Here is a 21,108-nt window from a genome sequence, read left to right as displayed (position 1 = left end):
AGGCAACACGGAGAGATGATGCCATGAAGTATACAGCAGGCGTCGACGTGGGTTCGACGCAGACCAAGGCGGTGATTATCGACGAGAGCAAGCGCATCGTCGCCCGCGCTTTGACCGATACCGGAGCCAACGTCACCCAGGCGGCACAGAACGCATTCGATTTGGCTTGCGCCGACGGCGGCATCGATCCCAAGTCGGTGGGATACGTGATCGGCACCGGTTACGGCCGCTACAAGGTCACCTTCGGCGACAAGCAGGTGACCGAGATCAGCTGCCACGGCCGTGGTGCCGCCCATATGTTTCCCGGTACCGGCACGGTCATCGACATGGGCGGCCAGGACAGCAAGGCCATCCGGGTCAAGCCGGACGGCGAGATCATCGACTTTTGCATGAACGACAAGTGTGCCGCCGGCACTGGGCGTTTTCTGGGTGCCGCCGCCATGGCCCTGGGTATGAGTCTCGGCGACCTTGGACCGGTATCCTTGAAGTCGACAAAGCCGGTCAAGATCAGCACCACCTGCACGGTGTTCGCCGAGGCCGAGGTTCTGTCCTGGTTGGGCAAGGGCAAGGCGGTCGAGGACATTCTGTGGGGCGTTCACAAGTCGATCGCCTCACGGTCCTACGGCCTGCTACGTCGGACCGGCATCACCGGCGAGATCACCTTCACCGGCGGTGTCGCCAAGAACCCCGGCATGGTCAAGGCGCTGGAGGAGGCATTGGGCAAGCCGCTCAACGTCAGCGACGACAGCCACTATATGGGAGCCCTTGGGGCGGCCCTGTTCGCCATGGACTATCTGATCGCCGGCGAAGCCCCGGCCCGCAAGGAGGCGTGAACCATGCGCTACACGATGGGACTGGACATCGGGTCCACTTATACCAAGGGCATTATTCTGGACGATTCCGACACGATCGTCGCCCGTACCGTCAAGCAGACCGGTTCGCGACTGCAGGAGGCGGCTCAGGCTGTGATGGCGGAGACCCTAAACCTTGCCGGCCTGGCACGGGAGGAGGTCGCCTATGTCATCACCACCGGCTACGGCCGGCATCAATTCGATGACCGGGATATCCAGGTCACCGACCTGACCGCCAACGCCCGCGGCGCCTCTTTCCTTTTTCCCCGCACCCGAACCGTGCTCGACATCGGCGGCCAGACCATGAAGGCCAGCCGCCTCGACGAGGCCAGAAAGGTCCGGACGTTCCGCCTCAACGACAAGTGCGCGTCGGGGACGGGGATGTTCCTGGAAAAGACCGTCCGCTACATGGGCTTCGACACCGAAGATATCGACGGTCTGCTGGAAAGCGCCACCGAACCGGCCTCCATTTCCGGGGTTTGCACCGTGTTCGCCGAGTCCGAAGTCATCAATCACCTCAGCAACAGCGTGTCGCCGGAAAATATCATGTTCGGTGCGGGTATGTCGCTCACGGGGCGTGCTGGTCAGCTTCTCAAGCGAGTCAAGATTGAGGAAGAGTTGACCCTGGTCGGGGGGATCCTGCGTTGGGGGCGTATCGCCCAAGCCATCTCCGAGGAACTCAAGATGGAGGTCAATGTTGCCGACGGCGACATGCCGCAATACACCGCTGCACTGGGGTGTGCCATCCTTGGCCATCTGCGACTGAAGACCACCGTAGGGCGTTCCGCTGAGGCTCTGTCCATGCAGGCAGTTGCTCTGCGGAACTCGCAGAAAAGCTGTTCGGCCTGCGGGACTGCTTAAGATGCAGTTCGCTCTTAGCCAAGAGCAAAGGATGGTATGCGATCTCGCCGAGGCATTTTCCCGCGACGAGATCGCTCCCATCGCCGCCAGGATGGATCGCGAGGCGACCTTTCCCATGGAGGTTCATCGCAAGGCCCATGAGCTTGGGCTGATCGGCGTGACCATCCCGCAGGAATACGGCGGGCATGGGCTGGGGACGACCGAACTGGTGCTGATCAGCGAGGCCTTCGCCCACGGTTGCGTCGGAGTGGCGACTTCTCTCGGGCTCAATCCTCTGGTCACGGAAGCATTGGTGCTCGCCGGCACCGAGCGGCAAAAACGGACTTATCTCGGGCGCATGGCCGATGGCGGCTTCGCCTGCTGGGGGCTGACCGAACCCGCTGCTGGCTCCGACGTGGCCGGGATCACCACCCGCGCCCGCCGGGTCGGGGGCGACTACGTCATCAACGGCGGAAAAGTATGGATCACCAACGCCTCGCTGGCCAGCTTCATCCTGGCTTTCGCCAAGACCGATCCCGACGCCGGCCACAAGGGGATGACAGCCTTCCTGATCGAGCGCGACACGCCCGGAGTCGAGGTCAGCCAGCCACTGTCCAAGATGGGACAGAAGGCATCCCCCACCTGCGAGATTCATTTCAGCGATGTCGTGGTACCGGCCGCCAACATTCTCGGTAATGAAAATGACGGTTTTCGTCTGGCCATGAAGTCGTTCGACAAGTCGCGCCCCATGGTGGGAGCCTTCGCAGTTGGGTTGATACGGCGCTGCCTGGACGAATCCATGGGGTATGCCCGTGAGCGGCGCACCATGGGATGCGCCATCATCGACCATCAGGTGATCGGGCACCGACTGGCGGACATGCGGATCAAGCTGGAGGCGTCGCGTCTCCTGACTCTCCAATCTGCCTGGCTGGCCGACATGGGTCAGTCCAATACCCTGGAGGCGTCTTGCGCCAAGGCATTCGCCTGCGACGCAGCCATGTGGGCCGCCACTGAAGCCGTCCAGATTCACGGTGGAATGGGCTACTCCACCGAGTTTCCGGTCGAGAAATTGTTCCGGGACGCCAAGATTCTGCAGATCTACGAAGGAACCAGCGAAATCCAACGCAACATCATTCTGCGGGAAATGCGGAAATAGCGCTGTCGTCGCCGAATTGGCCACGGTGGCTATGTTTTACGCTAGTCAAGGAGTCGTTTCATGAATTATTCCCTGCCGGAATTCCTCGCCCATGCCGTTGCTCTCGAACGGGAGGCTGAGGAACGCTACACCGAGCTGGCCGAAATGATGGAGGCCCACGCCAACCGCGACACGGCAAAGGTCTTCCGTGAGATGGCGCGCTTTTCCAAGCTGCACGCGCACGAGATATCCAACCGTACCAAGAATCTGGAGATTGCAAAGCTGAAGTCATGGGAGTTCCGCTGGCGGTTGCCTCCGGAAGTCGGCGACTATGCTCAAGACGGAACCGATTACCTGATGACGCCGCTTCATGCCCTGACCTATGCCCGCGCCAACGAAGTGCGTGGCATGGAGTTCTATCGGACGGCTGCAGAGCATGCTCAAAACGAGGATGTACGGCGATTCGCCAGCCGGTGCGCCGATGAGGAGGAGGAACATGTTGCCGCCTTGGATCGCTGGATCGCCAACAACTCTTCTCCTTAGATAGATAGGTAGCGTTGGGTTTTAAGTGGATAGCATCACCAATGCTTTCCGCTATGAGCCAAAGGAGGTTGTAAATGCCGGAGGAGTGCTTCGCAAGATTGATGTCTGCCATGGATACGTCTGGCGATTCTAATAATAAAAAAGCAATTTATATATCTATGAATACGATTTTATGTAGGTTTACGGGCATGTGCTCTGAATCTGATGTTTGCCATATAATTGCAGGGAGTATCATTGCGGATGTCGGTGGTTGTTCAGTATATCATGACTATTATGCACCACCTTCTTGATTCTGCCGTCTGGTGGAGTCTGGTAATACACCCTGGATATTAAAAGCTTGGCGGGGATCGTGTATGACCATCGCCTCCGCGTCCTTCAGCCGGAGCAGAAATGCTCCGGGACTTCGCCTCGAGGTCTCGATGAAGGGGATCTGCCTACCCATAGAGTCTTTCCCCCTCGTAGCTCATCCACGTGCTGTCCTTTCAACAGCTATGTCGGTCAGGAGGTATTCATCCCGGACCAGCCGCTTAAGAATCTTGCCAGCACCTGACAACGGGAACATGCCGTCCCGGAACTTGACCGAGCGGGGGCACTTGTAATGGCCGATGAGGTCGCGGCAGTGCTCGATCAGTTCAGACTCGGTCGCCGTCATCCCATCGCGCAGGACCACCACCGCTAGTACCGCCTCGCCCCAGACCGGGTCCGGCAGACCGATGACGACACAGCTCGATACGCTGGGGTGCTTTGCCAAAGCGTTTTCAACCTCGACGGAATAGATGTTCTCGCCGCCCGAAATAATCATGTCCTTCAGGCGATCCACCACATGCAGGAAGCCGTCAGTATCCAGAAAGCCGGCATCGCCGGTCCGAACCCAGCCATCAACGAGAGCATTCCTGGTCTCTTCCGGCTTGTTCCAGTAGCCGAGCATAGCCATCGGCCCCGCGACCGTGATCTCACCGACCTCTCCTGGAGCGGCAGGATTGCCATTGGGAGCTATCACCATCACCTCGCTCATCGTTGTCGCCCTGCCGGCGGTCTGCAGATGGCCGCTGTCCGGTCCTTCAAGCGTGTGGTACTGCGGCTCAAGCAGAGTAGCGATGGGAGACAACTCGGTCTGCCCATAGCACTGGACAAACCTGCATTGACCGAGGCGCGCCATGGAATCCCTCAGCAATGTCTCGGTGATGGGAGCGCCGCCGTAGCCGATGCAACTCAGCGAACTCAGATCGAACTTATCCCATTCGGGATGCTCGATCAGAATTTTGAGGATGGTCGGCACCAGCGGCAGGGTGGTGACACGATGACGCTCGATGGTCTGGAAAACCTCCACCGGCTGGAAGCCGGAGAGCATCACATGACTTCCCCCGGCCAAAGTGGTCGCGACACCGAAAGAGGTGTCTGCCATATGGAACATGGGAGCGATGTGCAGAAGCACGCTGTCCTCGTTCAGCCGCGTGGAGGGCAGGAGCGAGAGGGAACTGCTGATGAGGCCCCGGTGAGGCACCATCACCCCCTTGGGAAGGCCGGTGGTGCCGCCGGTATAGAAGATCCCCGCCAAATCCTCGCCGCCCCGCCGCGCATCCACGCAGGGCTTCGAATCCTCGACTAGGCACCGGTGGCTCACCGCCTCCTGGGGAGTGGAACCGGCACCGGCATGAATGAGGTGCCGCACCAAGCCGCACTGGCCCCGGAGTTGCTGCCCGGCGCCGAGGAAGTGGTCGTCCACCACGAGCACGACGGCACCGGCATCGTCGATGGCGTAGCGATTCTCCTGCACCGACCAGCGGGTATTGAGCGGAACGATACAGCCGCCAGCCCACATGGCGCCGAAGAAGTATTCGAGATAGTAGTCCGAATTCAAGCTGAGCAAAGCGACCCGGTCGCCGGTTCCGACCCCCAGGTCGCGCAATCCCCTGGCGACGCGAGCGACGCGGTCGGCGAACTCGCTCCATGTATTCGCCCGCCCATCACAGATGGTAGCAATGCGTTTGCCGCCGATCGCCGCAAACCGATGAATGCTTCTAGTCAATTGCATGATCAGCCCCCCTCAACCAGATCGCCCCGGAGGCCTTCGTGCGAAGACATCTCCCTGGTTCCGTCATGGATAAACGAATGCTTGGCCATCGCCATCTGGACTGGCCTCGCCAACCTTACCGTCCAATAAAGACCGGCTTCCGTTTTTCACGAAAGGCAATGACACCTTCAGCAAAATCGCGGGATGCACTGGCTATTTCCTGATGACGGGTCTCTATCTCCAGCGCCCTGGAAAGTGGCGCTTCGAGGCATTCCCTAATTCCGTGGCGGATCAGGCCATAGGCCAGTGTCGGGCCCTCCGCTAGTTTGGCCGAGATCGCTGCGACAGTATCGGCAAGCATGTTGTCGTCGACCACCGAATGAACCATCCCCCAGGCTGCGGCAGTTTCCGCTGTGATCCGTTCACCCAGCATCATCGCAGCAGTGGCGCGGGATCGGCCGAGAAGACGGGGAAGGAGCCAGGTCGCCCCCGTGTCGGGAACCAGCCCTACCTTGGCGAAGGCCAGCAGGAAATAGGCGGACCGCGCCGCGACCACGATATCGCCGGCGAGAGCGAGCGAACATCCGGCACCGACTGCGGCGCCATTGACCGCTACGACGATGGGGACCCGCAAGGCGTAAAGCTGCTCGATCAGCGGATTCGCATGCTTGCGCAGGATATCCATCGACAACTCTCCGGTGCCGCCCCCCAGATCGGCACCGGAAGAAAAGGCGCGCCCGGCACCGGTCAAGACTAAAACCCGGGCCGTCTCATCCTTTTCCACGGCCGCGCAGGCATCCCGTAACTCATCGACCGTATCCGCGTCCAAGGCATTGAGCACAGCATCGCGATCAATGGTCAGACACGCGATTCCTCCCTCGATCACAAGCGATAAATTACGATAGGCCATGTCACGTCTTCCCCGTCTGCCGATCCCATGGTCCCAGGCGTGTCTCGGATGGTCTGCACGCTTTCAGGTCTATCAGGATTGCGGCAGCGCCCCGTGCTACGTCTAATTCATTATTGACAGCACATATGCCGGCCAGGAATATCATGGGTATGTCTGACACCCGGCTGAGGCATGTGGTCGCGGTTGCCCGCCTCGGATCATTCTCGAAGGCGGGCGACGCGCTGGGGCTGACCCAGTCCGCGATCACAAAGAGTGTCGCCGAGGTTGAGCGTCAACTTGGCTACCCTCTGTTCGCCCGGACTTCGCGGGGCGCCCAGATGACTGAGGACGGCCGTAATTTCGTCAACAACGCCGCGCATATCCTGAGCGATCTGGACGAATTGTTCGCCGGGGCGCGGGGTGGGGGTAATCGCTATGCCGGTCCACTGCGCATCGGAATCTGCCCCGCCTCTCTGGAATGGATGCTGACCGAGCCGTGTGTGAAACTGTTGCGGCAGCATAGTGATGTCCGCCTGGAAATCGTCGGCGGCTCGTCCGAGCGCATCGTCGAGATGTTGCGGCAGGGCCGCCTCGACCTAGCGGTTGGACCGTTGGATACCCTTCAGGAATGGCGGGAGTTTTCTTGCGCCCCCATTGCGTCGGTATTGCCGAAACTGTTCGTCAGGAAGGGCCATCCACTGGCTTCCGGCACTCCGATAAGCTTTGCCGATCTGGCGAAGTACGAAATCATCGTTCCCCTGCCCATGCAGCCCTATCTGGGGGCCATCAGCGCGATCTATGAGGACGTCGGCCAGGACTGGACCCGGAAGGTCCACCTGATCGACTATTTTCCGGTAGTCAAGCGGCTGGTCCTGGAATTCGGATTGATCGGGGTGGTCGCGGAGAGCTATGGGATGACCAAACGCTTTGCAGAACGCTTTGACCTGCTCTCCCAGCCGAATCTCTTCCCGCCAATCACTTTCTGCTGCGCCTTCCGGGCGCGCTGGATTCCCAAGCCCGCCGCCGTGGCTTTTGGCCGTATCGTACGCGCCATCCTTCCCCCTCCCGCCTGAACGGCCTTTGTCCGTTAATCGCTATTCCTATTTGGAATGGCTCATCCGAATAAGCACTTGGCGGCGGCCAAATCTTCCATGTTAGCGCTATTGCAGTCGCTTGGCCGCGCGTTTGCCGTGCTAAGGGCTTCGCGCCGATGACAGGGAGGATTTGAATGGCCTTCGCAGCGTATATCTACGACGCCGTCCGTACCCCACGCGGCAAGGGCAAGCAGGACGGCGCCCTCCACCCGGTGAAGCCGGTCCGCCTTCTCGCCGATCTGCTGTCGGCGCTCGAAGTTCGCAACAAACTCGATACTGCGCGGGTCGAGGACGTGGTGGCCGGCTGCGCATCCGCAGCAGGCGAACAAGGAGCCGCCATCGGCAAGTCAGCGGCTTTGCTCGCTGGTTGGGCGGACAGCGTCTCAGGGTTCCAACTTGATCGCTTCTGCGCTTCCGGCCTCGAGGCGGTCAACACCGCCGCTGCCAAGATTATGAGCGGCATGGAGAGCCTGATCGTCGCGGGCGGCGTGGAGTCCATGTCACGGGTTCCCATGGGGGCGGGCGGCGGCGCCTATATCTCGGACTCCGAACTGATGTCGAAGACTGGATTCGTCTCCCAGGGTGTGGCGGCCGACCTGATCGCAACTCTTGGCGGTTACAGCCGAGAGCAGGTGGACGCCTTTGCCCTAAGCTCCCAACAGAAGGCTGCGACGGCCATTGCCGCCGGACGTTTCAATCGCAGCATGGTCGCCGTCAAAGATAAATTCGGGCGGGTTCTGCTCGATCGCGACGAGTTCGTGAAGCCAGACACCACCATGCAAGGGCTGGCAGCGGTCAAGCCCTCATTCGCCAAGATGGGCGAGATGGGAATGGATAGCGTCGCCATCTCCAAGTACCCCCATGTTTTGAGTATCGATCATGTGCATACGGCCGGGAATTCGTCGGGCGTGGTTGACGGGGCCAGCGCGGTCCTGATCGGCAACGAGGCGGTCGGCAGCGAATTGTCCCTGACGCCGCGCGGCCGAATCGTCGCCACCGCCGTCCTCAGCACCGAACCCACGATCATGCTGACCGGGCCGGCGCCGGCCACACGCAAGCTTCTGGCCAAGGCGGGGCTTGGGATAGATGACATCGACCTGTTCGAGGTCAACGAGGCCTTCGCCTCCGTCGTGCTGCGCTTCATGGACGATCTCGGCGTTCCCGAGGAGAAGATCAACGTGAATGGCGGCGCCATCGCGCTGGGACACCCCATCGCTGCCACCGGCGGCATGCTGGTGGCGACCATGATCGACGAACTGGAGCGCCGACAGCTCCGCCGCGGCATCTGCACGCTGTGCGTCGGCGGTGGCATGGGTATCGCGACGCTCATCGAGCGCGTCTGACCAATCAGTGGAGTTAGAAGTGATGCGCGACGCAAAATTCGACGTAAATCAGAAGAACATCGCCGTCGTGACGATCGATATGCACGATCGTCCGCTCAACGTGATGAATGATGACTACGTCAGCATGATCGATGAAGTCCTGGCGAAGCTGGAGGCGGGCCGGGAGACGCTCAAGGGCGTCATCATCACCTCCGGCAAGGACACCTTCATCGCCGGGGGCGATGTCCAGAAAATCCTGGACCTGCGGGCCGCCGGCCCGGAAGCGGGCTGCGCCTTCGTCGATGGCCTCAAGAGCCAGTTGCGCCGGTTTGAACGGCTCGGCATTCCCGTGGTCGCCGCGCTGAACGGTACCGCGCTCGGTGGCGGGTTCGAACTCGCTCTCGCCTGTCATTACCGTATCGCCGTTGATAACCCCAAGGCCCGATTCGGTTTTCCCGAGGTCGGCCTGGGCATCCTGCCTGCTTCCGGCGGCATCGTGCGAAGCGTGCGACTGCTCGGTCTGATGAACGCGCTGCCGCTCCTGACCGAAGGTAAGCAGTTGACTCCTCAGGAGGCACTGGGACAAGGGCTGGTTGACGCCCTGGCCGTCGACCGCGATGCCATGATGGCTGCCGCCGAGACGTGGATTCTTGCCAATCCCACCGCCACTCAGCCGTGGGAGCGGAAGGGATACTCCATTCCCGGCGGCGATATGTTCGCTGCGGAGAATCTGCCGGGAATGTCCATGTTTCCCAGCATGATCTTCAAGAAGACCCGGGGATTGCTTCCCGCCGCCGAGCGGATTCTTTCCACCGCGGCGGAAAGCGTCCAGACCGGATTCGACGCCGCCATGGCGATCGAAACCGGCAATTTCTGCGAACTTCTGATGTCTCCGGTCACGGAAAACCTGATCCGTACCATGTTCCTCCAGATGAACGAGATTTCGAGCGGAGCCAGCCGTCCGGAGGTCAAGGATAAGGGCAAGGTCCGCAAGGTCGGCGTGCTTGGCGCCGGCATGATGGGGCGCGGCATCGCCTTCGCGTCCGCGACGTGCGGTATCGAGGTCGTCCTGAAGGACATAAGCCTGGAAGTCGCCGAAAAGGGTAAGGGGTATGCGGCCGACATTCTCGGCAAACGGGTCACGCGTGGAAGCATGACCCAGGAGAAGGTGGACGCCACCCTGGCCTTGATCCATCCGACGGTCGACATGGCCGATCTCGCCGATTGCGACCTGATCATTGAGGCGGTGTTCGAGGACATCCCCCTGAAGAAGGCCATCATCTCGGAGGTCGAGGCGCTGCTGAAACCCGACGCGATCTTTGCCACTAACACCTCGACGCTTCCGATCTCCCTTCTCGCCACGGCAGCCAAGCGGCCGGGAAACTTCCTCGGCCTGCATTTCTTCTCCCCCGTGGACAAGATGCACATCGTCGAGATCATCAGCGGCAAGGAAACCAGCGATTCCTGTCTGGCGCGGGCCTATGACTATGTCCAGCAGATCAAGAAAACGCCCATCGTCGTCAATGACCATCGCGGATTCTTTACGTCCCGCGTCTTCAGCATGTATCCCGACGAGGGTGACCGGTTGCTGAAGGATGGCGTGAATCCCGTCCTGATTGAGAATCTCGGAAAGGAGATCGGCATGCCCGTCGGGCCGCTGGCCGTCCAGGACGAGGTCATGATGGACATGCTGCTGCGCAGCCACAAGACCAACACGGCGCTCGACCAGGAATTGGGCGGCACCTATGCCTCGACCTACGCCGTCTGTGGAGAATTGTGCCAGACCATGTGCGACAACGGACGTCCAGGCCGGGCGGCCGGGCGCGGCTTCTACGACTATGCCCCCGATGGCGGCAAGGCCCTGTGGCCCGGTCTTGCCGAGCTGTTCGGCGGTACCCGGGATATGCCGCTCCAGGACATTCGCGACCGATTGATGTTCCGCATGGTCGTCGAGGCTCTGCGCTGCCTTGACGAGGGTGTCCTCGACGAACTGCGGGACGGCAATATCGGATCCATTCTGGCCTTCGGTTTCCCCGTCCATACTGGCGGAGTGTTCCAGTTTGTCCGTTCCTACGGCATCGACGCGTTCAAGGCGCGTTGCAAGGAATTGAACGCTGCCTATGGCGAGCGTTTCAATCCGCCGGAAGGCGCCTTCCAACGACTGTCCTCAGACTCGTAGGAAGGGTGCTGGCGCCGGCCGTCGCCATTGTGGACGGGGCCCGGTTTGGGATCGCGACGGGGAGATGACGATGAAGCGAGAACTGTTTTCCACCGAACACGACATCTTTCGTGAGTCGGTTCGGCGTTTTTTGAAGAACGAAGTCGGCCCCCGAATGGAGACGTGGGAACACAACGGCGGCTTCGGGCATGACATCTTCACGCTCGCCGGAGAGGCCGGGCTGCTGTGTCCAAGCGTCCCCGAGGCGTATGACGGCCCCGATGCCGGTCTCCTGTATTCGGCGGTTATCCTCGAGGAAGCGGCGGAGTACAGCAATTTCGGGCTGTCGCTGACCATGCATTCCGAGATTGTCGCCAACTATATCCTGCATTTCGGCAGCGAGGCCCTTAAGAAAGCCTACCTTCCTCGCATGGTGACCGGCGAATGGGTCGGCGCCCTGGGCATGACCGAACCCAATGCCGGTTCCGACGTCAAGGCGTTGAAGACCAAGGTCGTGCGCGATGGCGATCACTATGTCGTTTCCGGCAGCAAGATCTTCATCTCCAATGCGACGGTGTGCGATTTCGCCGTCGTCGCGGTCAAGACGGACCCGTCGGCCGGCGCCAAGGGACTCAGCCTGTTGGTCATCGACACCAACCTACCCGGAGTCACCAAAGGCCCACCGCTGAAAAAAATCGGCCTGAAATCCCAGGATACCGGCGAGCTGTTCTTCGACGAGGTTCGCGTCCCCGCGGGCCAGCTCCTGGGCGGGGAAGGCAAGGGATTCTCGTACATGATGCAGGAACTCCCCTGGGAGCGCCTGCAACTGGCCATCTCCGCCGTGGCGGCCGCCGAGGCGGCGTATGGCTGGACCCTCGAATACGTCCGAGGCCGCCAAGCCTTCGGTCAGGCGGTGGCTGACTTCCAGAATACCCGCTTTGTCCTCGCCGAGCTGAAAACGGAAATCGCTCTCGGGCGGACCTTCGTTGATCGTTGCCTCACCCTGCTGCTGCGCGGAGAGCTCGATGCGCAGGCGGCGTCAATGGCCAAGTATTGGTGCAGTGAAATGCAGGGGCGGGTTGTCGATGCCGGCGTGCAGTTGCACGGCGGCTATGGTTTCATGGCCGAGTACCCGATCGCCAGGGCTTACGTGGATGCCCGGGCGCAGCGGATCTACGGCGGGACGAATGAGATCATGAAGGAGCTGATCTCCCGTAATTTATGAGGAGGCTCCGAGGCAAGGTCCAGACATGATCTGCCCTTTTCGGCGCAATCCATGAAGGAGTGCCTGTTTTGCCCCAGACCATGAAGACTCGCGTTACCGATCTCCTGGGAATTCGCTATCCCATCATTCAGGGCGGCATGCAGTGGGTCGGTCTCGCCGAATTGGCGTCCGCCGTATCCAATGCCGGCGGCCTCGGGATTCTCACCGCCCTGACCCAGCCGACCCCACAGGATCTTTATCGGGAAATCGAACGCTGCCGCCGGATGACCGACAAGCCGTTCGCGGTTAATCTCACCGTGTTCCCGACCGCCGAACCGCGCCCCTACGGCGAATACGTGGATGCGCTGCTGGATGCTGACGTGCGCATCGTCGAAACTGCCGGCAGCGGCGCCAAGGACCATTTCTCCAAGCTCAAGGCCCGTGGCGTCATCATCGTGCACAAATGCGTCGCGGTCCGCCACGCGCTCTCCGCCGAAAGCCAGGGTGTCGACGCCATAAGCATCGACGGCTTCGAATGCGCCGGCCATCCCGGCGAGGAGGATATCCCCGGACTGGTGCTGATTCCGGCCGCCGCCAGGCGGGTCAAGGTGCCGCTCATCGCCTCGGGCGGCATCGGCGATGGACGCGGCATGGCCGCCGCCTTGGCCCTGGGCGCCGAGGGCGTCAACATGGGCACCCGTTTCTGTTGCACCAAGGAGGCCCCGATCCATGACGACATCAAACGGGCTCTGATGAACGCCAAGGAAATGGATACGACCCTCATCTTCCGCAGTCTGAGAAACTCGGCGCGGGTCTTCAAAAACACCGTTGCCGAAAACGTCGTGCAAATGGAACGCAGCCCCGATGGCTGCTCATTCTCTGACATTCATCACTTGGTGGCGGGGCAGCGGGGGCGCGACGCCCTGCGAAGCGGAAAGATCGAAGACGGCATCATATCCGCCGGCATGGTCATCGGCCTGATCAACGATATCCCCACCTGCGCCGAACTGCTCGACAGAATGGTGACCGAGTGTCGGGAGAGATTGGCCTCCGCCGCCTCTGCCTTTCGGGAATAACCTCCGACGCGGACCCGCGCTCCGTCCGCCCGAACCAACGTGATGGCATCGTGCGTCGCGCTCCCCGACAGTCTTGTCCGTGGAGTCGCGGGCTATTCCATACCATCCCGACTCCCCCGGATTCATCGCCATACCGCCGTTCGCGCCAATCCCAGGATCACGATTCGGATCGACAAAAAAGCTATTGTTAAAAAAACAAACAGCGTGGTATGTTTGTTTTAAGTATGGAATATCTCTAAAAGTCTGGGAGGGCGTAATGGCGGGTTCAAGCGAGGCGAGAGATGGTATCGATGCTGCGGCACGGGCTATTCGCGAGGCATATCGGACCGGCGTCTCATGCCCTCCTGTCCGTGAGTTGCTGCCGGCGAAGGATCTTTCCGCCGCCTATGCTGTTCAGGAAATCAACACCACCCTGTGGCTAGCCGAGGGCCGCCGGCCGGTCGGCCGCAAGATCGGCCTGACCTCCAAGGCCGTGCAGAAGCAACTGGGTGTCGATCAGCCCGATTTCGGCATGCTCTATGCGGATATGTGCCTGGGTGATGGTGATGCCGTGCCGGCCGGAGCGGTGTTGCAGCCGAAGGCCGAAGCGGAAATCGCCCTGGTGCTTGATCGTGATCTAACCCAGGAGTGCCCGACTTTCGCCGAGATCCTGAGGGCTGTTGGCTACGTCCTGCCCGCCATCGAAATCGTCGGCTCGCGCATCGCCAACTGGCAAATCGACATCGTCGACACCATTGCCGACAACGCCTCCTCGGGAATGTTTGTGCTGGGCGGCAGGGCGCGTCGCCTCGACGATATCGATCTCACGGCTTGCGCCATGACCATGTACCGGGCTGATCAGACCATTTCCAGCGGCGGCGGGCGGGCCTGCCTGGGCCATCCGCTGAATGCCGCCGTCTGGCTGGCGGGCAAGATGGTGGAAATCGGCCGGCCGCTGCTGGCGGGCGACATCATCATGAGCGGCGCCCTAGGGCCGATGGTTTCCATGGAACCGGGAGACATGGTTGAGGCTTCCATTGAAGGCCTCGGCTCGGTTTTCGTAGGCTTCGAGCGATGAGGCGGACATGATGGTCAAGGTAGCAATCATCGGTTCGGGCAATATCGGCACCGACCTCATGATCAAGATCATGCGTCACGGGAAGAGCCTGGAAATGGCCGCCATGGTCGGGCTCGACACCAATTCGGACGGCCTGGCGCGCGCGGCACGAATGGGCGTGGATACCACCCATGAGGGAATAGGCGGACTGCTCGCCCTTCCTGTCTTCCGGGAGATCGACATCGTCTTCGATGCCACTTCGGCTGCCAGCCACGCGGTGCATGATCACATCCTGCGCCAGCACGGCAAGCGGGTGATCGACCTGACGCCCGCCGCCATCGGGCCTTATGTCATTCCCATCATTAATCTGGACGCTCATCTGGATCAGCCGAACATCAACATGGTGACCTGCGGCGGTCAGGCCACGATCCCCATGGTCGCCGCAGTCAGTCGCGTGGCCACCGTCCACTATGCCGAGATCGTGGCCTCCATAGCCTCGAAGTCCGCCGGGCCGGGAACCCGCGCCAATATCGATGAGTTCACCGAGACCACCGCCCGAGCCATCGAACGGGTCGGAGGCGCCAAGTGCGGCAAGGCGATCATCATCCTGAACCCGGCCGAACCGCCGTTGCTGATGCGGGACACCGTATTCACCCTCAGCGAAGGCGCCGACCAGGAACGCATCCGGGAGTCCGTCATCGCGATGGTCGAGGGGGTGCAGGGCTATGTCCCCGGCTATCGCCTGAAGCAGGAGGTGCAATTCGAACGGATCGGCTCCAACCGGCCACTGAAGATCCCAGGCCTGGGCGAATATACCGGAATCAAGACCTCGATCTTTCTCGAGGTGGAGGGAGCCGCGCATTATCTGCCGGCTTATGCCGGAAATCTTGACATCATGACATCGGCTGCCCTGGCCGCCGCCGAGCGGCTGGCCGAGCAGTGCCTGTCGGCGCGTAAAGGGAGTGCGGCATGATCCCCGAATTGTATATCCAGGATGTCTCCTTGCGTGACGGGATGCACGCCATCCGCCACCAGTATGGCGTGGCCAAGGCGGTGGAGATCGCCGTCGCTCTCGATAAGGCCGGCGTGGACAGCATCGAGATCGCCCATGGCGACGGTCTCGCCGGAGGGGGCTTCAACTACGGCTTTGGCGCTCACACTGATCTTGAATGGATCGAGGCGGTCGCAGGCGCGGTATCGCGGGCCAAGGTCGCGACCTTGCTGTTGCCGGGGATCGGCACCGTCCACGACCTCCGTACCGCCAACAGCGCCGGGGCTCGAAGCGTCCGGGTGGCGACCCACTGCACCGAAGCGGATGTGGCCAAGCAGCACATCGAGGAAGCCCGCCGCCTTGATATGGACGTGTCCGGTTTCCTGATGATGTCGCACATGTTGCCGCCGGCTGAACTGGCGCAGCAGGCCAAGCTGATGGAGAGCTACGGCGCGCATTGCGTCTATGTCACTGACTCGGGAGGGGCATTGCTGATGAATGGGGTGGCGGAGCGATTCGACGCCTATTGTCAGGTCCTGCGGCCCGAAACCCAACTCGGCATCCACGCCCACCATAATCTGGCGCTGGGAGTGGCCAATTCCATTGTGGCCGTGGAGCACGGCTGTACGCGGGTGGACGCTTCGCTGGCGGGCATGGGAGCCGGCGCGGGCAATTGTCCGCTGGAGGTCTTCATCGCCGTGGCCAACCGGGCAGGCTGGACGCACGGCTGCGACCTTTTCGCCCTCATGGACGCGGCGGACGATCTGGTGCGTCCGCTGCAGGATCGGCCTGTGCAAGTGGACCGCGAGACGCTGACGCTAGGCTATGCCGGGGTCTATTCCAGCTTTTTGCGTCACGCTGAAGCTGCGGCCGAGACTTACGGCATCGATACGCGGGCGGTGCTGGTGGAGTTGGGGCGCCGCCGTATGGTCGGCGGACAGGAGGATATGATCGTTGATGTGGCGCTCGATCTGATAAAGGCGGGAACGTCGTCCCTCCGTGTCTGAAGGAGAGACAAGGGCCGACGCGGTGATCAAAATCGGCGACACTTACATACAGGCCGAACGGTTTTAAAAGCCGACTGCATGAAAATAAATATAGTTGGGAGGATGTGATGATCAGCATGAAGACGGCCCCATTGGTGGCGGCGAGAAACCCAAATGTGGCCGGGCCGACCGGAGTCGGTGCGGCCGCGTCAGACGGCGCGGTGTAGTGATGGTTGGCCTGGACGATCCCATCGTCATCATCGGCGCAGGCATGGCCGGAGTCAGCGCCGCCGAATCCCTGCGAAGCGAGGGATATGACGGTGCCCTGGTGTTGATCAGTGCCGAATCCGAACTGCCCTATGATCGCCCGCCTCTCTCCAAGGCTTATCTCCTCCAGGGTGACCGCGAGGCCATCCGCCTCAAGCCGGCCAGTTTTTTCGCTGAGCAGCGCATCGATCTCCGGACCGGTTGCCGAGTGATCGGAGTGGACACGACCGCAGCTAAGGTCGGCTTGTCCGATGGGAGCTGGCTGCGGTTCAGCCGGCTGATGCTGGCGACCGGTGCTTCCCCCCGGCGTCTGCCATTGTTCGAGGTCGCTCGGACACCGGTCCACTATCTGCGCAGTCTTGCCGACGCCGACGCCATCCGCGCAGCATTGCTGCCGGGGGCGCGTCTGGCTCTGATCGGTGGCGGGGTGATCGGCCTGGAATTGGCCGCCACCGCTCGAGAGTTGGGGGCCGACGTGGTCGTGATCGAACTTGGCGATCGCCTGATGGGGCGCTCCGCATCTCCGCCGTTGGCCGACTTTCTGCTCGCCCGTCATCGTGCCGAGGGAGTCGATATCCGGCTTGGTCGCCAAGTGACGCGCCTGCCGTCCCATGGAACACTCGAACTCGACGATGGTTCCAACGTAGCCGCCGACATGATCGTGGTGGGGGCTGGGGCCGTACCCGACCTGAGCTTGGCCCGCAGCCTTGGTCTTGCCGTCGGCGCGGGAATCGTGGTCGATGGTCGCGGTCGTTGCAGTAAGCCCGGCTTCTTTGCTGCGGGTGATGTTGCCGAACAACGCAATCCGATCACCGGCGTGTCCGAACGGATTGAAACCTGGGCCAACGCCCAAAACCAGGCCATTGCCGTGGCGCGGACGATGTTGCACGGCGATAGTGCTGCCGAATATCGCGATCCGCCCTGGTACTGGACCGACCAATACGACCTCAAGGTCCAATCTATGGGGAAAACGCAGGCGAGCAGCTACGCCACGCGCATTGCAAGCGGTGGAGCCGGACGCGTCTTCTTCCATCTTGAGGGGGATCGTCTGGTCGGCGGAAGTACCGTCAACGCCAACCGCGAGATGGCGATGATACGGCGGCTCATTCTCGCCGGCCGACCGCTTTCCCCGGCAGCGCTGGAAGACACGTCCTGCGATCTCAAGACGCTCTTGGCGACCCGATAAACAGAGGAAAGGGCAAAATCATGGGTATTCACAGGTCCGCCATCGATCTGCATGTCGATCCAAAGCGGAACATCTTCAAGGTGCCGCGAACCGCCTTCGTCGATGACGCTGTCTTCGCCGCTGAACGCTCGCAGATTTTCGACACGTGCTGGCTCTATCTCGGCCATGCCTCAGAAATTCCCAAGAACGGCGATTTCGTCACTCGCACGGTCGCCGGGCGCAATCTCATCTTCAATCGTGACACCCGGGGCGAGATCAGGGCCCTGCTGAATACCTGCCCCCATCGGGGCTCTACGGTTTGCCGCGACCGCAAGGGCAACGCCAAGTCATTCCAGTGTTTCTACCATGGCTGGGTTTTCGGCTGTGATGGCAAGCTGAAGAGCCAGCCGGGCGAGGAATCCTATGACAGCGGGTTCAACCAGGACGGCCAGGCCAACCTTCTGCCGGCCCCCCGTCACGAGGAATATCGCGGGTTCCACTTCATTTGCTTCGACCCTGAGGCGATCGACCTGGCGACCTATCTCGGCAACGCCAAGGAGTACATTGATCTGGTGGCCGATCAGTCGGAAGTGGGGATGGTGGTCTTGGGGGGCACCCAGGAATACAGCATCCGCGCCAACTGGAAGCTGTTGAGCGAGAACAGCATCGACGGCTACCACGCCAGCACCACCCATGCCAGCTACCTGGACTACCTCAAGGGAACTGCTGGCAGTCTGGCCGACGCGCCACTACTCGGCGTCGGTCGCGATCTCGGCAACGGCCACGCCGTGATCGAGTATACGGCGCCGTGGGGCCGTCCGATCGCCCAGTGGATTCCTGCTTGGGGCGAGGAGGGCAAGGACGAATTGGACAACATCTGGGGCAAGCTGGTCAAACGCTTCGGTGAGGATCGAGCTAAGCGGATCGCTATCAATAACCGCAACCTGCTGATTTTTCCCAATCTGATCATCAACGATATCATGGCGATCACGATCCGTACCTTCTACCCCCTCTCCCCCTCCAACATGCATGTGAACGCCTGGGCGGTGGCTCCCAGCGAGGAAAGCGAGTGGGCGCGGAAATATCGTCTCTACAACTTTCTCGAATTCCTTGGACCGGGCGGCTTCGCCACGCCGGATGACGTGGAGGCGCTGGAGCAGTGCCAGCGCGGATTCGAGAACGCTAAGGAAGCCCATTGGAACGACATTTCCAAGGGGATGGGAAAGACACAGCCAGCCATGGATGACGAATGCCAGATGCGTGCCTTCTGGAGCCAATGGCATGCCCGCATCAGTCAAACCAACGCCACTTGACCGGGAGGAACGACCGTGACTAAGCACTTTGGACGCTCAGAAATCGAAGACTTCCTTTACGTTGAGGCCGCATATTTGGACGACTGGAAGCTGAATGAGTGGCTACAACTCTATACCGATGATGCGGAGTATTTTGTTCCCGCGACGGATCTTTCACATGATGCCTCGCCGGGTACATCCTTGTTCTACATCGCCGACGATTCGTTCCGCCTAAAAGAGCGAGTGGCGCGTCTGATGAAGAAGACCGCCTACGCCGAGTATCCCCGTTCGAAGACCCGCCACCTGATTAGCAACGTGCGGGTCGAGGAGCAAAAAGAAAACTCCTGCACGGTTTGGGCTGCGTTCGTTACCTATCGCTCCAAGATGGGCGTGACGGATTCTTTCATCGGCAGCGTGCGCTATCACGTCGTGCGCCAGAATGGCGAGCTGCGCATCCGGGAGAAGTGCTGTGTCCTGGACCAAGAAGCGTTGCGGCCTCAGGGCCGCATCAGCATCATCCTTTAAGGAGACGCGGCCATGACGGCACAATTCCGTTACCGAAAGCTCGGTTATGTCGCCCTCAATGTCAGCGATGTTGATCGTTCATGCGATTTCTACATCCGCGAGGTCGGTCTTGAGTTGTCCGAACGCGACGAGACCGGAAGGGTCTTTCTGCGGTGTGGACCGGATCATCACAACCTGATTTTGTACCCGGCCGCCGAGCCGGGGCTGAAACGGGTGGCCTTCGAACTGGAAGGGCCGGAGGAACTGGAGAAGGCCAGACATCATATTGAGCGGCTGGGGCTTGTCGGAATCGATATCGTTCCGGCCGAACTGGCGCAATTGCGCCAGGGCGACGGATTCCGATTCCAGGAACCCAACTCTGGTTTGACCTTCGAATATTACACCAAGATGTTGCAGATGGCCCTGCCGTACCGCCACACACATACCAAAATCGCGCGGCTTGGCCATGTGGTGCTTGGGGTGGAGACGTTTGACGAGACCGTCGCCTTCGTCACGCAAAATCTGGGCTTCGACGTGTCGGACTACGTCGCTGGCCGTTTCTCGTTCATGCGATGTCATCCCAATCCGCTGCATCATTCTTTCGCCATCGGAAAATCGCCGGACGGCAACAGACTGCACCATGTCAACTTCATGGTCGGCGACATCGACGATATCGGCTGTGCGATGAATCGCTTCAAACGTGATGCGGTGGAGATCGTGTTCGGTCCCGGCCGGCATCAGCCCTCGGGTAGTATCTTCATCTACTTCCTGGACCCCGACGGCATGACCGTGGAGTACAGCTATGGTATGGAGGAGTTTCCGGAACACGAACCGCGCCAGCCGCGCATGCTGGAGCCTCGGCCCGAGGCCCTGGACCTGTGGGGCAGCGTTCCCGCGGCAACCTTCGCCAAGGTCGGGGCTATCGAGCCTCCGGCCGTGAAGGGGGGCGGTCGATGACCGCCGCCCGAGCCAAACCCCTGGCGCTCACCGGCCGAGTGGCCGTCGTCACCGGAACGGCGCGCGGCATCGGCCTGAACATTGCCCAGCACCTGGCCGCCGCCGGCGCTCGGGTGGTTATCGGCGATATGGATGGCCGTGGGCTGGAGCAGTCCGTCTCGGCGTTGCAAAAGCAGGGGGCCGAGGTGGTCGGCCATGCGGGTGACCTGTCGCGGCAGGAGGAGGCCATCGCCCTGCGGGATGCCGCGATCGCGGCCTTTGGCACCATCGATATCCTGGTGAACAATGCGGGTGGCGGCGTGATCCTGCCGTTCCTGTCCCATACCTCGGAGACGCTTCGCCAGACCGTGGACCGGAATCTGTGGACGACCCTGTGGTGCTGTCACGCCATTCTCCCGGTAATGAAGGCGAAGGGCTATGGCCGCATCGTCAATGTCGGGGCCGATTCGGTGCGCAGCGGCCTTTGGGATCATGCCGCCTACAACGCCGCCAAGGGTGGCATGCACGGCCTCACCAGCGGTCTCGCCCGCGAATTCGCTAAGGACGGCATCACCGTCAACACGGTGGCGCCATGCGCCGTCAACACACCCCAACTATCGGAGATTCTGGCGAAAGACCCGAATCTAGTCGATCAGTTCGTCAGCATCGTTCCCATGGGGCGGCCGGCAGAAATGGACGAGGTATCCGCCATGATCGCTTTTCTCGCCTCGTCCGAGGCGTCATTCGTCACTGGGCAGGTGATCAGCGTCAACGGCGGCAGCACCATGCTTTGAGGGACCGCGAA

The 21,108-nt window shown here is 61.2% G+C and carries 19 protein-coding genes; 17 read left to right on the top strand and 2 right to left on the bottom strand.

What is annotated here, in order from left to right; all coding sequences use genetic code 11:
* Positions 1–23 precede the first annotated feature (23 nt).
* From CP958_RS06335 to CP958_RS06320, 4 genes are read left to right on the top strand one after another with little or no spacing between them, the layout of a single operon-like run.
* Positions 24–833 (top strand): acyl-CoA dehydratase activase, encoded by an 810-nt coding sequence (locus CP958_RS06335; protein ID WP_096701139.1) that lies wholly within the window; start codon positions 24–26, stop codon positions 831–833.
* A 3-nt stretch (positions 834–836) separates the two neighbouring features.
* The gene (locus CP958_RS06330) at positions 837–1,712 is read left to right on the top strand and encodes an acyl-CoA dehydratase activase (protein ID WP_096701138.1); all 876 of its coding nucleotides are present in this window, start codon (positions 837–839) and stop codon (positions 1,710–1,712) included.
* A gap of 1 nt (position 1,713) precedes the next feature.
* On the top strand, positions 1,714–2,847 hold the full coding sequence (locus CP958_RS06325; RefSeq protein ID WP_096701137.1) for an acyl-CoA dehydrogenase family protein: 1,134 nt from the start codon (positions 1,714–1,716) through the stop codon (positions 2,845–2,847).
* Between the two features lie 60 nt (positions 2,848–2,907).
* The gene (locus CP958_RS06320) at positions 2,908–3,369 is read left to right on the top strand and encodes a ferritin family protein (protein WP_096701136.1); all 462 of its coding nucleotides are present in this window, start codon (positions 2,908–2,910) and stop codon (positions 3,367–3,369) included.
* 463 nt (positions 3,370–3,832) lie between these two features.
* Here the strand turns inward: CP958_RS06320 and CP958_RS06315 are convergent, their stop codons facing one another.
* Both CP958_RS06315 and CP958_RS06310 read right to left on the bottom strand, forming a co-directional pair.
* Complete coding sequence (locus tag CP958_RS06315) at positions 3,833–5,404, bottom strand: long-chain fatty acid--CoA ligase (protein ID WP_096701135.1); 1,572 nt, start codon at positions 5,402–5,404, stop codon at positions 3,833–3,835.
* Between the two features lie 115 nt (positions 5,405–5,519).
* Positions 5,520–6,293 (bottom strand): enoyl-CoA hydratase-related protein, encoded by a 774-nt coding sequence (locus CP958_RS06310; RefSeq protein ID WP_096701134.1) that lies wholly within the window; start codon positions 6,291–6,293, stop codon positions 5,520–5,522.
* 149 nt (positions 6,294–6,442) lie between these two features.
* Here CP958_RS06310 and CP958_RS06305 point away from each other — a divergent pair, with 149 nt between their 5' ends.
* From CP958_RS06305 to CP958_RS06245, 13 genes are all read left to right on the top strand, one after another.
* Positions 6,443–7,345, top strand: a complete 903-nt coding sequence (locus CP958_RS06305) for a LysR family transcriptional regulator (RefSeq protein WP_170958860.1) — start codon at positions 6,443–6,445, stop codon at positions 7,343–7,345.
* A gap of 155 nt (positions 7,346–7,500) precedes the next feature.
* Positions 7,501–8,709 carry an acetyl-CoA C-acetyltransferase gene (locus tag CP958_RS06300; protein ID WP_096701132.1) on the top strand — a complete coding sequence of 403 codons (1,209 nt, stop codon included), beginning with the start codon at positions 7,501–7,503 and terminating at the stop codon, positions 8,707–8,709.
* 22 nt (positions 8,710–8,731) lie between these two features.
* Positions 8,732–10,867, top strand: coding sequence for a 3-hydroxyacyl-CoA dehydrogenase NAD-binding domain-containing protein (locus CP958_RS06295; RefSeq protein ID WP_096701131.1), 2,136 nt, complete (start codon positions 8,732–8,734; stop codon positions 10,865–10,867).
* Positions 10,868–10,937: 70 nt separating this feature from the next.
* Positions 10,938–12,071, top strand: coding sequence for an acyl-CoA dehydrogenase family protein (locus CP958_RS06290; protein ID WP_197706364.1), 1,134 nt, complete (start codon positions 10,938–10,940; stop codon positions 12,069–12,071).
* A gap of 80 nt (positions 12,072–12,151) precedes the next feature.
* A complete protein-coding gene (locus tag CP958_RS06285) occupies positions 12,152–13,126 on the top strand; it encodes a nitronate monooxygenase family protein (RefSeq protein ID WP_096701244.1) in 975 nt (324 codons plus the stop codon).
* A 256-nt stretch (positions 13,127–13,382) separates the two neighbouring features.
* Complete coding sequence (gene mhpD / locus CP958_RS06280) at positions 13,383–14,183, top strand: 2-keto-4-pentenoate hydratase (protein ID WP_096701129.1); 801 nt, start codon at positions 13,383–13,385, stop codon at positions 14,181–14,183.
* Positions 14,184–14,190: 7 nt separating this feature from the next.
* Positions 14,191–15,135: an acetaldehyde dehydrogenase (acetylating) gene (locus tag CP958_RS06275; RefSeq protein WP_096701128.1), complete on the top strand. Its 945-nt coding sequence runs from the start codon at positions 14,191–14,193 to the stop codon at positions 15,133–15,135.
* On the top strand, positions 15,132–16,160 hold the full coding sequence (gene dmpG / locus CP958_RS06270) for a 4-hydroxy-2-oxovalerate aldolase (RefSeq protein ID WP_096701127.1): 1,029 nt from the start codon (positions 15,132–15,134) through the stop codon (positions 16,158–16,160). Before CP958_RS06275 ends, dmpG begins: the two co-directional genes overlap by 4 nt.
* A 208-nt stretch (positions 16,161–16,368) precedes the next feature.
* Positions 16,369–17,592 (top strand): FAD-dependent oxidoreductase, encoded by a 1,224-nt coding sequence (locus CP958_RS06265; RefSeq protein WP_096701126.1) that lies wholly within the window; start codon positions 16,369–16,371, stop codon positions 17,590–17,592.
* A gap of 20 nt (positions 17,593–17,612) precedes the next feature.
* Positions 17,613–18,884, top strand: a complete 1,272-nt coding sequence (locus tag CP958_RS06260) for an aromatic ring-hydroxylating dioxygenase subunit alpha (protein ID WP_096701125.1) — start codon at positions 17,613–17,615, stop codon at positions 18,882–18,884.
* Between the two features lie 15 nt (positions 18,885–18,899).
* The gene (locus CP958_RS06255) at positions 18,900–19,388 is read left to right on the top strand and encodes an aromatic-ring-hydroxylating dioxygenase subunit beta (protein WP_096701124.1); all 489 of its coding nucleotides are present in this window, start codon (positions 18,900–18,902) and stop codon (positions 19,386–19,388) included.
* A gap of 12 nt (positions 19,389–19,400) precedes the next feature.
* On the top strand, positions 19,401–20,324 hold the full coding sequence (locus CP958_RS06250; RefSeq protein ID WP_096701123.1) for a VOC family protein: 924 nt from the start codon (positions 19,401–19,403) through the stop codon (positions 20,322–20,324).
* Positions 20,321–21,097 carry an SDR family oxidoreductase gene (locus tag CP958_RS06245; RefSeq protein ID WP_170958859.1) on the top strand — a complete coding sequence of 259 codons (777 nt, stop codon included), beginning with the start codon at positions 20,321–20,323 and terminating at the stop codon, positions 21,095–21,097. Before CP958_RS06250 ends, CP958_RS06245 begins: the two co-directional genes overlap by 4 nt.
* The last annotated feature ends 11 nt before the right edge of the window (positions 21,098–21,108 follow it).

The organism is Magnetospirillum sp. 15-1 (genome assembly GCF_900184795.1).
Lineage (GTDB): Bacteria > Pseudomonadota > Alphaproteobacteria > Rhodospirillales > Magnetospirillaceae > Phaeospirillum.
This window is presented reverse-complemented; position numbering and strand designations above follow the sequence as displayed.